The sequence below is a fragment of the Maccoyibacter intestinihominis genome, from assembly GCF_040096355.1.
Lineage (GTDB): Bacteria > Bacillota > Clostridia > Lachnospirales > Lachnospiraceae > Maccoyibacter > Maccoyibacter intestinihominis.
In genome coordinates this window covers 78,586-92,849 of sequence record NZ_JBBMEX010000006.1, presented here as the reverse complement: position 1 = coordinate 92,849, position 14,264 = coordinate 78,586, and the positions used below count along the sequence as shown (strand labels likewise).

At 36.1% G+C, this 14,264-nt stretch carries 15 protein-coding genes; 5 read left to right on the top strand and 10 right to left on the bottom strand.

Going from position 1 to position 14,264, the window contains the following annotated elements:
- The first annotated feature begins 22 nt into the window (after positions 1-22).
- Positions 23-1,246: a hypothetical protein gene (locus WMO43_RS07240; RefSeq protein ID WP_353530730.1), complete on the top strand. Its 1,224-nt coding sequence runs from the start codon at positions 23-25 to the stop codon at positions 1,244-1,246.
- Between the two features lie 141 nt (positions 1,247-1,387).
- Here WMO43_RS07240 and lexA read toward each other — a convergent pair whose 3' ends face one another.
- On the bottom strand, positions 1,388-2,005 hold the full coding sequence (gene lexA, locus WMO43_RS07235) for a transcriptional repressor LexA (protein ID WP_177963905.1): 618 nt from the start codon (positions 2,003-2,005) through the stop codon (positions 1,388-1,390).
- A 186-nt stretch (positions 2,006-2,191) separates the two neighbouring features.
- Between lexA and yneA the strand changes: the two genes are divergently transcribed.
- Positions 2,192-2,521: a cell division suppressor protein YneA gene (gene yneA / locus WMO43_RS07230; protein ID WP_177963904.1), complete on the top strand. Its 330-nt coding sequence runs from the start codon at positions 2,192-2,194 to the stop codon at positions 2,519-2,521.
- A gap of 158 nt (positions 2,522-2,679) precedes the next feature.
- Positions 2,680-3,420, top strand: coding sequence for a lysophospholipid acyltransferase family protein (locus WMO43_RS07225; protein WP_353530729.1), 741 nt, complete (start codon positions 2,680-2,682; stop codon positions 3,418-3,420).
- Positions 3,421-3,423: 3 nt separating this feature from the next.
- Here the strand turns inward: WMO43_RS07225 and WMO43_RS07220 are convergent, their stop codons facing one another.
- Positions 3,424-4,482: a tyrosine-type recombinase/integrase gene (locus WMO43_RS07220; protein ID WP_353530728.1), complete on the bottom strand. Its 1,059-nt coding sequence runs from the start codon at positions 4,480-4,482 to the stop codon at positions 3,424-3,426.
- On the bottom strand, positions 4,479-5,210 hold the full coding sequence (locus WMO43_RS07215; RefSeq protein ID WP_353530727.1) for a tRNA 2-thiocytidine biosynthesis TtcA family protein: 732 nt from the start codon (positions 5,208-5,210) through the stop codon (positions 4,479-4,481). Before WMO43_RS07215 ends, WMO43_RS07220 begins: the two co-directional genes overlap by 4 nt.
- 99 nt (positions 5,211-5,309) lie before the next feature.
- On the opposite strand from WMO43_RS07215, the gene dtd reads away from it, so the two are divergent.
- Positions 5,310-5,759: a D-aminoacyl-tRNA deacylase gene (gene dtd, locus WMO43_RS07210; RefSeq protein WP_353530726.1), complete on the top strand. Its 450-nt coding sequence runs from the start codon at positions 5,310-5,312 to the stop codon at positions 5,757-5,759.
- Positions 5,760-5,785: 26 nt separating this feature from the next.
- Positions 5,786-6,553: a prepilin-type N-terminal cleavage/methylation domain-containing protein gene (locus WMO43_RS07205; protein ID WP_353530725.1), complete on the top strand. Its 768-nt coding sequence runs from the start codon at positions 5,786-5,788 to the stop codon at positions 6,551-6,553.
- Between the two features lie 350 nt (positions 6,554-6,903).
- Here WMO43_RS07205 and WMO43_RS07200 read toward each other — a convergent pair whose 3' ends face one another.
- From WMO43_RS07200 to lspA, 7 genes are all read right to left on the bottom strand, one after another.
- Entirely contained in the window at positions 6,904-8,241 is a 1,338-nt protein-coding gene (locus tag WMO43_RS07200) for a hypothetical protein (protein WP_353530724.1), read from the bottom strand.
- Positions 8,242-8,254: 13 nt separating this feature from the next.
- Complete coding sequence (locus tag WMO43_RS07195) at positions 8,255-9,220, bottom strand: ATP-binding protein (protein WP_353530723.1); 966 nt, start codon at positions 9,218-9,220, stop codon at positions 8,255-8,257.
- A complete protein-coding gene (locus WMO43_RS07190) occupies positions 9,217-11,118 on the bottom strand; it encodes a TnsB C-terminal domain-containing protein (RefSeq protein ID WP_353530722.1) in 1,902 nt (633 codons plus the stop codon). The genes WMO43_RS07195 and WMO43_RS07190 overlap by 4 nt, the downstream gene beginning before the upstream one ends.
- Entirely contained in the window at positions 11,103-11,777 is a 675-nt protein-coding gene (locus tag WMO43_RS07185; protein WP_353530721.1) for a TnsA endonuclease N-terminal domain-containing protein, read from the bottom strand. Before WMO43_RS07185 ends, WMO43_RS07190 begins: the two co-directional genes overlap by 16 nt.
- A 246-nt stretch (positions 11,778-12,023) precedes the next feature.
- The gene (locus tag WMO43_RS07180; RefSeq protein WP_353530720.1) at positions 12,024-12,653 is read right to left on the bottom strand and encodes a cytidylate kinase-like family protein; all 630 of its coding nucleotides are present in this window, start codon (positions 12,651-12,653) and stop codon (positions 12,024-12,026) included.
- A 106-nt stretch (positions 12,654-12,759) separates the two neighbouring features.
- Positions 12,760-13,671, bottom strand: a complete 912-nt coding sequence (locus WMO43_RS07175; RefSeq protein ID WP_177963342.1) for an RluA family pseudouridine synthase — start codon at positions 13,669-13,671, stop codon at positions 12,760-12,762.
- A 30-nt stretch (positions 13,672-13,701) separates the two neighbouring features.
- The gene (gene lspA, locus WMO43_RS07170; RefSeq protein WP_353530719.1) at positions 13,702-14,253 is read right to left on the bottom strand and encodes a signal peptidase II; all 552 of its coding nucleotides are present in this window, start codon (positions 14,251-14,253) and stop codon (positions 13,702-13,704) included.
- Positions 14,254-14,264: the final 11 nt, after the last annotated feature.

Below are 14,264 nucleotides of genomic sequence, written 5' to 3'. Positions count from 1 at the left end.
TGCAGAAATGGAGTGAGTACGAATGACATTAAACAGAATCAGCAGTTCCTGTTTTTATGACAAAATGCAGGGAAATAAAGAACAGCAAACCTCAAAACTTTCCACAGAACAGGCTTTTTTAAATCGTTATAACTCAAAAGATACCGGAGATGTATCCGATCCGGTCTTAGAGGAAACTTCCCGCACAAACTGCCTTTCTACATCCATTCTTTTACATAGCAGCGGCAAACTCTCTATTCAGGCAACGGTAGAGTGCAGTGCCCGCCATATCAGCTATGACGAAGCAGACCATGTCAAAACTTTTGTAGAAAGCGGTTATACTTTAAAAGCACAGGTCTCCGTAACCCGGCACAAGGTTTATATTGAAAAGAAATCCGAGGATGGCAGTGTCAGCGCCTATGAAGTAGATCCGCTGCAGTTAACCTCTGATACAGAAGATCCAATTGAGCAGATGGCATTAGAAAGCTGGGAGCTCGCCAAAAGATCACTTGCCGGAGAGAAACCGTTTTTTGAAGAGTTAGATTCATCTAACTCTTATATGAACAAAAGTATCGAGGAAGCCATCACTGATTTTTACCATTTTATTGAGGATCGTATTAAAAACGGTGATCCGAAGTATCAGACCGGTGGTTCTGAAATCTCTGTCAAAGACTGGAAGCGTCTTATGGAATACATTGATGATACCATGGAACAGGTACGCGAAGAACAGCGTTTAGATGCAGAAGAGAGTAAAGCTCAGACCTTAGAACATCGTTCTGATATTACAAACAGCATTACCGCAGAACAGATTGCAAGACTTTTTGAAGATCTGACCTCTTCCTCAGAGAGCACCTCTGACGAAGACTCTGTTTTAGAGCCTGCTCCGGCAGTCCGGGGTTCACATCTTATGAATCGGATCGAAGGGAAACAGGCACCTTACAGCTCCTTAGCAAATGAGGATGGTGTCATCGAATATAACGGTATAATTTTACAATGTGATTTTGATAATAACCGTCTGATGCTCGGTAACTGTAGTAACTTAGATAACTGTATCCGTGTTCCGCTTTCGGGCGGCGGTGAGTTCGTCTTTAACCGTGACCAGCTCAGTAATATATCCAAGATTATTTCCATGTTCTCACCGGAGGATCAGAACCGGATCATGAGAGCAATCTCATTAGATAAGCAGTGTCGGAAACAGCTTAAAGAAATAGAGGATACTGTTACAGAGTCCGTGGAAAATGTAAGTGAGAATCGTGATACTGACTAATCATCATGTGCAGGCACTGCCAGAAATCAGATTGATCAAATCATCTTATATATCATAAGTGGTTTATTCTATATGAGATAATTAAATGAGGGAACAGCCGATATAAAAACAATCACTTGTATATCGGCTGTTTTTTGATACTTATCGCAGAAAACGGAAGATACCAAACACCTTTCCTAAAATCTGGCAATCCGGAACAATGATCGGTTCCATGGTATCATTTTCCGGCTGCAGACGGATATAACCGTCTTCCTTATAAAAGGTCTTTACCGTTGCGGAATCTTCCACCAGTGCAACCACCATTTCTCCGTCTTTTGCAGTGCTTTGCTGCTGTACTAATACATTATCTCCATCTAAAATACCAACATTGATCATACTTTCGCCGCGCACATGAAGCATAAATACTTCTGAATTTGGTACCATCTCCGCAGGGATCGGGAAATAGTCCTCAATATTCTCCTCTGCAAAAAGCGGTTCCCCTGCAGCAACATTACCGAGGATCGGAACATTGACCATCTCACGCCGGTTCAGGTTAAAGGTATCATCCATGATCTCAATCGCACGCGGTTTTGTAGGGTCCCTGCGGATATAACCGTTCTTTTCTAAAGTCTCTAAATGAGAGTGGACAGAAGAAGTGGATTTTAAATTCACTGCCTGACAGATCTCGCGGACTGCCGGCGGATAACCTTTATGTAAAATCTCATCTTTGATATATTCTAAAATTTCCTGTTGTTTCGCACTGATCTTTCCGTATGCCATACAAATACCCTCCAAATATTCTTAAATTCTTTGTTTTTTTCATTGTATCACAGAACAGTACAAAAAGCAAACAAACATTCCGAAAATATGTTCGGATTTTTCTTGACAAACAATTGTTCGGATGGTATATTATAGAAAAAGAACGAACGTTTGCAACATATGTTTGGATTATGGGAGGTTACACAAATGAAGATGAAACATTTATTATCAATCAGAACAATTATCGCCATTCTTACACTGTTAATTATCTTAGGAGGCGTTTTACTCGGAAGCTCCTGGAGTGATGCCAGACGCTCACAGGCATCCGCTGACCATCCTATTTATAAATATTATACAACGGTTACCGTAGAGGACGGAGATACGCTCTGGACACTGGCAGATGCCTACATGGATGATCAGTATCAGAACAAGCGGGAATTTATTACAGAAGTAAAGCAGTTAAATCAGATCGATGAGAATCGCATCCACGAAGGAACCCAGTTAGTGATCCCTTATTATTCAGCGGAATACCTTTAAGACTGCTAATACCTGTCTAAAAATAATATATTCCAATCTCATGAGCAACCTTATCAGAAGGTATTGAGAAAAAATCCCATCTGTCTATTGTAGAATCTGTTGAATTTTAGAACTTTTACGGGTATAATAGTTTAGATAAGTTTGGGAGAATAGAAGAGATGTTTCGATTTATTTATGTAATTATGATGAATGTATTCCGTGCACCATATATGATTCCAAAAATGCGGTATATGGCACAGCATCCGGAAAAATATTCAGAAGAGCAGCGTTATCAGATGGTAACTCATATGATTCATCTGATGCAGCGTTCCGGTCGTATTTCCACAGTTTATACCGGTGCAGAGAATCTGCCAAAAGAGGGCGGATATATCATGTACCCGAATCATCAGGGAAAGTATGACGCTTTAGGGATTATTGCCTCTCATGCAGCTACATGTTCCTTAGTAATGGATCGCAATAAATCCAATGGATTATTGGTAAAAGAATTTGTAGATCTTTTATGCGGAAAACGCATGGACATCAAAGATGTCCGTCAGGCAATGAAGATTATTTTAGAAATTTCAGAAGAAGCTGCAAAAGGAAAACGTTTTATACTTTTCCCGGAAGGTGGTTACGATCATAACCGGAATACGGTAGAAGATTTCAAAGCCGGCAGCTTTAAATCGGCAGTCCGTGCAAAGGTACCGATCGTTCCGGTTGCATTGATTGATTCGTACAAGGTGTTTAACAGCTTTGGATTTGGAAAAGTGACAACACAGGTACATTTTTTAGAACCAATTCCCTATGAAGAATATCAGGGAATGAATACATTTGAGATTGCAGCTTTGGTAAAAAGTCGTATTGAAGCTGTGATAGAAGAGAAGACAACGGGAGAGAGTGCAAAAAAACGTGAGGATTAATGATCAATCCTCACGTTTTTCTCTTAACCGTACATATTTTGCTGCCGTTCTTCGTCTTTCATCCTCTAGGGCAGCATAGTGCTTTTTCGTTGTATTGACATCTTTATGGCCTAGCACATCTGCCACTAGATAAATATCCCCGGTTTCCCGATAAAGGTTCGTACCATAGGTACTTCTTAATTTATGCGGTGTGATATTCTTTAAATTGGTAACAAGTTTTGAATATTTTTTTACCAAATTCTCCACGGAACGTACGGAAATACGTTTGTTCTGCATCGATAAGAAGAGAGCATTTGCATGTCCCTCCACCGGAGTAAGATTTTCCCGTTCTTCCATGTAATTTAAAAGAGCCTCACAGACTTCCTCGCCAAAATAGACAATGACTTCCTTGCCGCCTTTTCGGTGTATCTTGATCCCGTTGTTTTTAAAGTCCACATCATCCATATCCAGTCCCACACACTCGGAAACACGAATACCTGTCCCCAGCATTAAAGTCAGAATTGCCAAATCCCGTACCTTGGTCTTTTCATGGTATGCCTGCTGGCGTTTTGTCAGCTTTTCACCGGATTCTACCTCATCTAAGAGGATTGCCACTTCATCCACGTCCAGCCTTACAATATTCTTTTCATGCAGCTTTGGCATTTTTACAATAGAAGCCGGATTCTGTGTAATCAGTTCATTGCGGTAATAATAGTTATAAAAACTCTTTAAAGAAGATAGTTTTCTTTTCAGACTCTGTTCATCATTAGAGTGTTCCATCCCATCCTTTACATAATATTTCAGATACATCAGATATTCTTCAATATCCATAGGCTTTAATTCATCAAGTATCTGCAATGGAAAATGGGTAATTTCCATTTTCTGATAAATCGGATTGGTTTCATGAATATACTCAAAAAAAACCCCTAAATCGTATGCATAGGCAATTCTGGTTCTGGAAGAAGTTGTTGATTCAATTCCAATAAAAAATTGCTTACAAAAAACCGGTAACTTCGCACAAAGTTCCCTTAAGTGAACCTCGTTCCGGTTATTGACTTTCTCATGATATGCCTTTTCTTTCATCGTGTTTCTCCTTTCAGTGGCCAGCCTTCCATATTACCGGTCACAATGGCATGAAACATACGGTCTTTAACACCGGGATGATCTATATTTAACTGCCGCACCAGTTGCTTTGCATATTCCCGTTTGGTAGCACCGTCTGCCGGACATGGATTTTTTGCAACCGGAAGCTGATATTTATTGCGGAATCCAATAACATCGACCTCCGGAACATACATCATAGGACGAATGACCGTCAACTGCATACGGTCTAAAAAGGTCTTAGGGGAGAATGCATAGAACCTTCCTTCAAAGAGAAGAGAGAGCATCATCGTCTCAATGATATCGTCACGATGGTGTGCATAGGCAACTTTATTACAGCCTAATTCTTTTACCGCTGTATTCAGAGCACCTTTTCTCATCTTTGCACATAAGGAACACGGATGAGCCTCTTTACGAACCCGAAAGATGATATCCTCAATTTCCGTATCAATCACATGATATGGTACTTCAAGCTCCTCACAAAGTTGTTTTACTGCTGTAAGATCAAAGCCTTCAAATCCGAGATTTACCGTAACAGCAGTCAGTTCAAAATGCTTTGGATAAAATCGCTGCAAGCCTTTCAGTGCATAGAGCAGTGTCAGACTGTCTTTTCCCCCAGAAACACCGATGGCAATTTTATCCCCTTCCTCAATCATTTGATAATCATCCACGGCTTTTCGTGTATAACTCAGTAACTGTTGTAACTTCATGCATACTGCCTCCAAAAAAATCTAGTGACATTATACTATAAATCTTGTATAATTGCTATGGTGATAGGTTAGGAAAACAGAAGAACAGGAGTGTACAAAATGCGTTTTTTAATACAATGTGTAGATGAAGCATCCGTGCAGGTAGATGGAAATGTCACCGGTGCCATTGAAAAAGGTTTTTTGGTATTGATCGGTATCAGTGACACCGATGATACGCAGATTGCAGACCGTATGATAAAAAAGATGTTAGGGCTTCGCATATTTGAAGATGAAAATCATAAAACTAATTTGTCTTTATCCGATGTTGAAGGAAGCCTTTTATTAGTTTCACAGTTTACACTTTATGCTAATTGTAAGAAAGGAAATCGTCCTTCCTTTGTCCGGGCAGGAAAACCGGAGCATGCCAACCAGCTATATGAATACATCATTGAACAGACCAGACAGTCCGTGTCCAACGTGCAGACCGGTATTTTCGGAGCTGATATGAAGGTTTCTTTAGTGAATGACGGACCGTTTACCATTATGTTAGATTCAGAAGAGCTGTTTTAGAAAAAATTTTAGGAGATGAAGAGACAATGAAACACAAAAAAGTCAAAAATAATCAGGGGTTTTCCTTAGTAGAATTGATTATTGTAATTGCCATCCTGGCAATTCTTGCCGGATTTTTAGCTGCCGCTTATGTGAAACATCTAAAAGAAGCAAGAGCTGCAGTCTGCCTTGAAAACCGTGACCGCCTTTATAAAGAAATGAACGCCAAATATGCGGATGGCACTTATGATTCTTTAAAAGAAGCTTATAACAAATTAATGGAAAACTATAAAAACAGAAAACTCTGCCCATCGAAGGGAACTTATTCGTGGGAAGCAAACGGAGACGGCATCAACCAGATTGTATGCAGTGTGCATGGAGCACCTTCTGATACGGACAATGGCAACAAGGATTCCGGAAAAACTTTTCCGGGTACAGATCTTGCTATTAATTCCGGTGTATGGCCAAAGTCAGAGGATTTTAAAGATAATTACGAAGAAATTCTCTATCATCCAAGCGGTATTTTTGAATATGAAGGTTCTTATTATGTGATCACAAAGGATTTAACTTTAACCAGAGAACGTGCCGCATCCGGACCTGGCGGTGAAGTATATCCTTGGACATCTACAGAGAAACTGACCGGAAAAATCTATGAAATGACTGACGATGATGAACGTATTTCAGGTATCAAACGCGGTGACCTTGTAAAATACAAGGATTCCTATTATGTATATAACTCCGGTGACGGTCCGGAAGGTACCTGGGCACCAAATCCGAATACCGGATCTAATGTATGGTATAAGATTCCGAAGTAAAGGGCGTAACCGGTTCTAAGTGGCATGCATCTATTCGCAAAACAATAGTTTAACGAATAGTTTGTGGTAAAAATAAATAAGCATACGGCAAAACGTTATATCTGTACGTTGGTAAATAAATCAAAATATGGTTGGTATTTTTCTCAAAATTCGCCATATAGCAGGTGCTCTAACCCAATGTTATAGTTATTTAATTGGTAAATACTTCAAAATCAAGGTGCGATCATTGGTAAATATTTCAAAATTAGGATAAAATTATTGGTAACTATTTTAAAATTAAAATACTATTTTGCAAATAGTTAAAAATTAAAATATAGTTTTAATTTCAAATAAATACAAATTATATAATCCTATGTCTCTGTATCTTCAGGTATAAAACGGTAAATTTTGACAATATGCTTTTCATCTTCTTCAATAATGTATTGTGGGGCTTTTATTTTATGGTTTCTATGTAAAATATTTTCATCCATTAGATCAATCTCCCCTGCGTCTATTTTATATAAAATATATTGATTTAAAGTATAAAATAGATCCTGTAGAATTGTAAATGATAAAATATAAGATTTCAAAACTAATAATCCTGAATTTTCATATGTATGATACCAATTTGTAACTTTATGTAAATCACTTAATATATTAAGTGAAAATTGGCAATAAAATTCTCGAGTTTTCCATTTATCCCATAATTCTAAAAAATATGCCGGATCATTTATGCCCGTCATTGCATATATACTTAATATTCCAGCATAAATTTCTTTATGAGAATAGGTACGTAATTGTCTGCTAGAGGGATTGCGCCACAATTCACTACAATAATCATAAAACATGTCTAAATTGCCACATTTATGATCTATAAATTTATACACAATATTTTTCATGCATAGTGCTGTTGCATCCACTGTTGGGTATGTAGTATATAATGCTTTATTGTCGACATAACATAAGGATTTAGAAGTATATTCATCTAAGGTGTTGCTTGTAACCATTTCATGGTTTTTATTGTATAAAAAGAAATAGTTCCATACTTCACAATATGTTAAATACAAAAGTTTTGACGTTTCATCTAAAATATTTTCTTTTTTAATTGCCAAAATACACTTTTTCGATGACTCTACTGAAATTTGAAAAATGTTTTTTAATATAAATTTTTTCACACTATCATAATAGCCATTACAGCTACTTATTCCATCTGTGAAATCAAACACAGAATATTTACTGTTCACTTCTGAAAGTGGTTTAACTGCTTTCAGAATCTTTTTGCGGATATTATGATTCTGAACTATTGTTTCTACAGTAACATTACTCTGCTGTTCATAAAAATCCTGTCTGCCAGAATCATATTTGGGATATTGAAACTCATAGTCAGTTTTTATTAAAGTTGTTTTCAAATGAATAAAACAGTTTTTAAATATATTCCATTGATGAAAAATAGAATGATAACCATTTATTATACATATTGGACATATATATACTTTTCTTTCAAAAGTTCTCTGAATATAAAATGGTTTTAGACTTTTAGGAATACATTCAAACACTGACGGAGTTTTTATGATTTTTTTATCTCTATTAATTTTTGAGAAATTCGAATATTTCTCTGCATTTAAATAGCAAAATTTCGCTCGTATACTCCAATAAGATTCATATGGAAGAATATATTCTGTTTTCCAAGTATATGTAGGTTCTTTCACAACTAATCTCCTATCAAATTTGAGATATAACAAATCCGCTGCCTATAATGCTTGCAATCCATTCTTCTGTAGTTGGTGCATATAATTGTTTATTATATGCACCATATTGCCTAAAGCAATATATGATCGTGTCCATAAAATGTTTCATAAGGATCTGATCTGTCTGTATATTATTTTGTTGTTTTACAACTTCAAATGCTTTCCACAATTCTTCGACATAACTATATAATTTTAGTCCATCTTTATATGCCTCTGGAAAAAATAATTTTGACAGAATAATACTTTGATCATATCCGAAGATTTTAAACGGTTTGTCCATACTAGACAAGCAAATCGCTGCATCTTTTTTACATGTAATTCCCATAAATTCAAATTCATTTACCATAAAGCGAAGAACAATCTGTTTTTTCCCAGCTCGTATATAACCGGTTTTCTGTTCCTTTAATTCCCTAGTTCCAAATAAAAACACAGTAAACAAAATATCATTCAGATTAAGCTCATTATATATATCAATAAGCCATAAGTACTCTTTGTCGTGAAGCAAATAGGCTTCATCAACAAACAGAATTGCTCTCCGGTACTTTGTATCCAGGGCATTTACTATAATACGATTTACTATACGTTGACGCATTTGTACAGCAGTTCCTTTATGGGCATCTTCATGACCAATAGCCGTTAATAAACTTGAGTAAAAGGTCTTTTGTGTTGAAATATGATCTGTTGCACATAATGTATAAATTGGTAATTGTGTTCCATATTTCTCTTTTAGATGAGTAGAAATATACCGGATAGCTCTTGTTTTTCCTGTACGAGATTCACCATATATTATAGCACCACAGTCATTCATGGATATCCATTCTTCCACTTTATGTTGTAAATCCATAATAGATTTGGTTGGAATGGTATATTTAATTGAACCCAAATATCGTTCTAATTCAGTTATATCAAAATTCTGTGTTATATTATTACTGTTCTTCAAATAAGTCCTTTCCTATACGCTTCTTCAATTGACATGGAATCGATTAACGCCATTTCTTCTTTTGAATATTCATTATGAGTATTAGAGCGCTTGCTATTTTTAACTTTATTGGAGTTCATCCTTTTAACTTCTTCTTTTTTTTCACAATTTTCTTTTTGCATAATGTTTGCAAATGTTCGATCACGTCTGCTGTTTTTTGCATTCTTTCGCAAGTCTTCTTCAAACTCTGTAAGATGAGGTGTAAATAAAGAATTATTGTCAAGATTTTTACTCTTTCTTTTTAATGCAGCTTTATGTGTTTTTATAGAATGTGGTCGTTTTCCCCATTCACCAGTAGCAATCATATCTGCCAAGAAAATACCTTGTGTATCATAAAGTTTAACATGGCTTACATCCTCTGGATTAACCTCAATATATACTTTCTTTCCTACATATTGCATAGGAATTTGAACGTCAACCGCATGATAACGTACACCCAAATAAGATAAATATGGTCTTGTACCTGTTTTATATCCACCTCTCAATATTCTCTCTTCAGTAAAGTATGTTAATTTTTCAATAGTTTGTCTTTGAGACACAGGGACTATATATGGTTGCATTCCTGCATGTATGCGCCTAGCCATTACTTGTAGTGGTGTTTGATTTTCTAATTTAGAATGTGCACTATTGTTGTATTCAGCTATCAAATATTCTACAAGTTCACAAATATCATTATAAGAAATTTCATATTTTACGGCTTCTTTTTCAGGATTATTTCTTTTATTATCATATATATGACTGCCAGTTGTCCCCGGGAGGCGATGGAATCCCCCCATCTCTAAAGTCCTAAAAAATCTTTCTACAATACCTCTAGTCTCTGGTGTTGCTACCGATCCAAAATTAGTAACACATTTTATTCCTTCGTTTAACTTATATATAACATTTTGAGCAAGGTGTGATTTAGCATTATCAAGCATAATCACATCAAATGCAGCCCATTTTGTTTCTGGAATACATAACGAAGGAAATCCATCGTTTTCAGGATATTTTAAAGATTCATGCGAAAAGTTTATTTTTTTATGTGGTTTAATTGCATTATAAATAGCCTGCAATACATCGTGTTGATTATAATTCTCATAAGGAGACATTGCATATCCTATGATTGCTCTTGTAGCAACATCCATGACTGTAATAAGCCACGCTCGTGTTGCCGGCATCCTTATAACTTCACCATGTTCATTTTCTACTTCTACTGAATAAATCATATCTATCTTATGACCATCGAGTTGCACAATATTATAAGGAGCAATTGGATTAATATTATATGATTCTCCGTAACTAGTAATTGCAAAATGTTGCTGACTGGTTTTGGTTGCTCTTTTTATCGCTAATTGCTGCATTTCTTTTTCTTTTCTCTTTAGATATCTATAAAGTGCATCATAGCCATTATCTTTAAGGCATAACGGATATTCATAATCCTGAATTCCTAATCTAATACATTCTTCCCTGAATTTAGTATGTAAGGATCTTATATTCATATTATGCTCTAATGTATAATGTTTGTCCCCAAAATAATTCCCAAGCACAAAAGATTCCAATGTTGGATATTCCAAGAATAGTTTATTAAATTTCCCCAATATATCAGATGTACGATTATTAGGTAAAAGTGCTTTATATCCTGCCATATTCCCACTTTTGTTTAAATCAGAGCATCTATGAACTAATCTAATGACTTCTCCTGATGATATTCCTGTTTGTTCTGATACTTTGGATGGGGACATTCCATCAATATATAAATCTACAGCCTTTTTTCTTTGTAGATATTTGCTTTTAACATCCTCGTCCATTACTTCTAAATTTAGTTCAGACCATGTATCTCTCTTCTCTCTTAATGCAGACAAATTTATTTTTTCTGGCATAACGACACCCCCATTTTATTATCAAGTGGTCTTTCAGCAATATTCATCGTTATAATTCCTGCACTGTATAAATAACATATGTGATTAAGCTCATTTCCAATTGGTAGTAATTTATTTGAAATTAATTCTCCTATGGTTAAAGAGCCATTTTTTGATAGTATTTCTATAATGGATGGATTATAATACATGTCTTCGGTCGGTATATAACGTCGTACCCTTGAAGCAATAATACTTAAGTTATTTAAAAAGAACCGTCCTTCTATAATATCTTTTTCCGTACGAATTACAAATTCTATAGAATTTTCTTTACACCATGTTTCCTCTCTACGAATTTGTTCTTGTGAACGAACAGCTTGCTTGGTTTCTCCAACCAATTCAGACGAATACTTTACTTCCTGCAATTCCTCTCTTCCATTAGAATACCGTACCCACATATCAAATATGGCATGTTTAATTTTATTGTCTTGTATAATTTCAATTTTTAGAGGTTGCTCACAAAAAGTTTCTACTTGTGGATTGGTTTCTAATGTAAGAAAATTGTAATATTCTAAATTAGAAAAAAGGTGAACTACTCGTTTTATTTTATTACTATAAACAGAAAAATAATTATTTCCATAATGTGTACTCCTCTGCATAGCTATTGGTTTCGTGAATTCCATCTCATATCCTCTCATTTTGAATTATTTGCAAAATATGTATTTAATTTTGAACTATATGCTAATTATATTTTAATTTTGAATTATTTACAAATGTTTATTGCACTTATTTGAAAATTAGATTAAAATAAGTAAGAAAAAAGCCGATAAAAATCGACTTTTTCCTAAAACTATATTTTGATTTATTTACCAACGTACAATATCTAAAAAACATCAGTTTTTCAAAGCGTTATACCGTATGCTTTATTGTTATTTTTTCTCTAACATTTTTTCTCTGCATGCTAAGATCATATCTACACAGCCATCAATACCAAGCACGGAGCTGTCTAAAGTCAGATGATAGTTTCTGGAATCTCCCCATTTTTTATTGCTGTAATAGTTGTAATAACTTGCACGTTGTTTATCCTGTTTCTGGATCATGTCTTTTGCTTTATTTACGGAGATATCCATTCGTTTGCACACCTCTTCAATGCGGACATCTTTATCTGCATGGATAAATACATTCAGGCATTTTTCATGATTATGAAGAGCATAATCTGCACAGCGTCCAACAATGACACAGGATTCCCTGCCGGCAATTTTCTGGATTGCCTCATATTGTGCTAAAAAGACTTTCTGATTTAAAGGCATATCCAAAAACGGTGCTGTAGAATAATGATTCATGGAATAAGTATCCATAACCAAAGAATATAAAAAGCTGCGCGTCGGCTTTTCATCATTACTTTCTAGGATTTCTTCACAAAATCCACTGTCTTTTGCTGCTAATGATAATAATTCCTTATCATAGCATTTGATTCCAAGCCGCTTTGCAACCTCTTCGCCGATTTTCTTTCCGTTACTTCCAAATTCACGACCAATGGTAATTACAAAGTTACTCATAGCCATCCCACCCTTCTTTTCGTTCAAAGGAAACGTTCCTTTTTCTAAGAGTATTATATACTATTTTACGATATTTGTATAGTTTTTTCGGAAATAATCAGAATTTTCAACTCAATTTACGCACAAGTTCTGTCATATATTCCGGAATTGGTGCAGACACTTCGATATATTCGCCGGTAGTCGGATGAATAAATCCGATGGTCCGCGCATGTAATGCCTGTCCCTGCAACTTGTACGGATTTTTTGAGTTGCCATAAACCGTATCGCCCAGCAGCGGATGGGAAATACTTGCCATATGGACGCGGATCTGATGTGTGCGTCCGGTCTCTAACTCAAATTCCATAAAAGAAGCGCCTTTTAAGGTCTGAAGGACACGGTAATGAGTTACTGCAGGTTTTCCGTTTTTTTCATTGATCGTCATTCTCTTGCGGTCATTCGGATGCCTTCCGATCGCACCTTCCACCGTACCGCTTTCTTCTGAAAACGTACCGGCTACGACACCCACATAACGTCTGGTCACAGAATGTTCCTTGATCTGCTCTGCAATATTACGATGTGCCTCATCGTTTTTACAAATGATCAGAGAACCCGTCGTATCCTTATCGATACGGTGTACAATGCCCGGACGGATCTCGCCATTGATTCCCGATAAATTTCCCTGACAATGATACATGATCGCATTTACCAAAGTTCCCGTAGAATGTCCGACAGCCGGATGGACAACCATTCCCTTCGGCTTGTTAACAATTAACAGATCATCGTCTTCGTAAAGAATATCTAATGGGATGTTTTCCGGTACAATTTCGGTTGGTACGGCATCCGGAATGTCAATTTCTATAACATCTCCGGTCTTTAGCCGATAGTTAACCTTTACAATTATATGGTTTACTATTACAAAGCCATCCCTGATCAGCTTCTGAAAAAAGGAACGTGACTGTTCCGGCAGCATTTCTGTCAGATAACGGTCAATCCTTTGATCTTCATGCTCTATATCTGCTGTAAAACAATGTTTTTCCATAAAATTCCAATCCTCTTAACAGGTTATTTCTTATTTTCCGTTTTTATCTTTCTTCTTCCACGGAAAGAGCAATCTGCTCATCTCATTCACATCTTCTTCTTTGTATACAAAAATAAACACGATAAAGAACAGTGCCGCTCCGCAAGTCACATAAATATCTGCCACATTAAAGATCGGGAAATTGATCAGTTCAAAATAGAAAAAATCCACCACATAATTCCTAAAAATACGATCAATAAAATTTCCAACCGCACCGGACAATAAAAGCATCATTGTAACATAGACCGGATAAAAACGTCGATCTGCCGGCAGACAATGATAGATCCAGAATACAAGGAACAAAAACACCAATGTGATCAGAACAAAAAAGACTTTTTGCCCCTGCAAAATCCCAAAGGCAGCTCCCCGGTTTTCTAAATATTGCAGACAAAATACATCCTCTATCACAGATACCGGAATCCGGTCTTTTAAATGGATGCAGGCTAAATATTTCGTCCACTGGTCTAAAAGCAGTAAACAGACGCTTCCTAACCAGAAAATCAAATGAAATCCCAACGATTTCTTTCCTGTATTTTGACTCATCGTTCCATAGT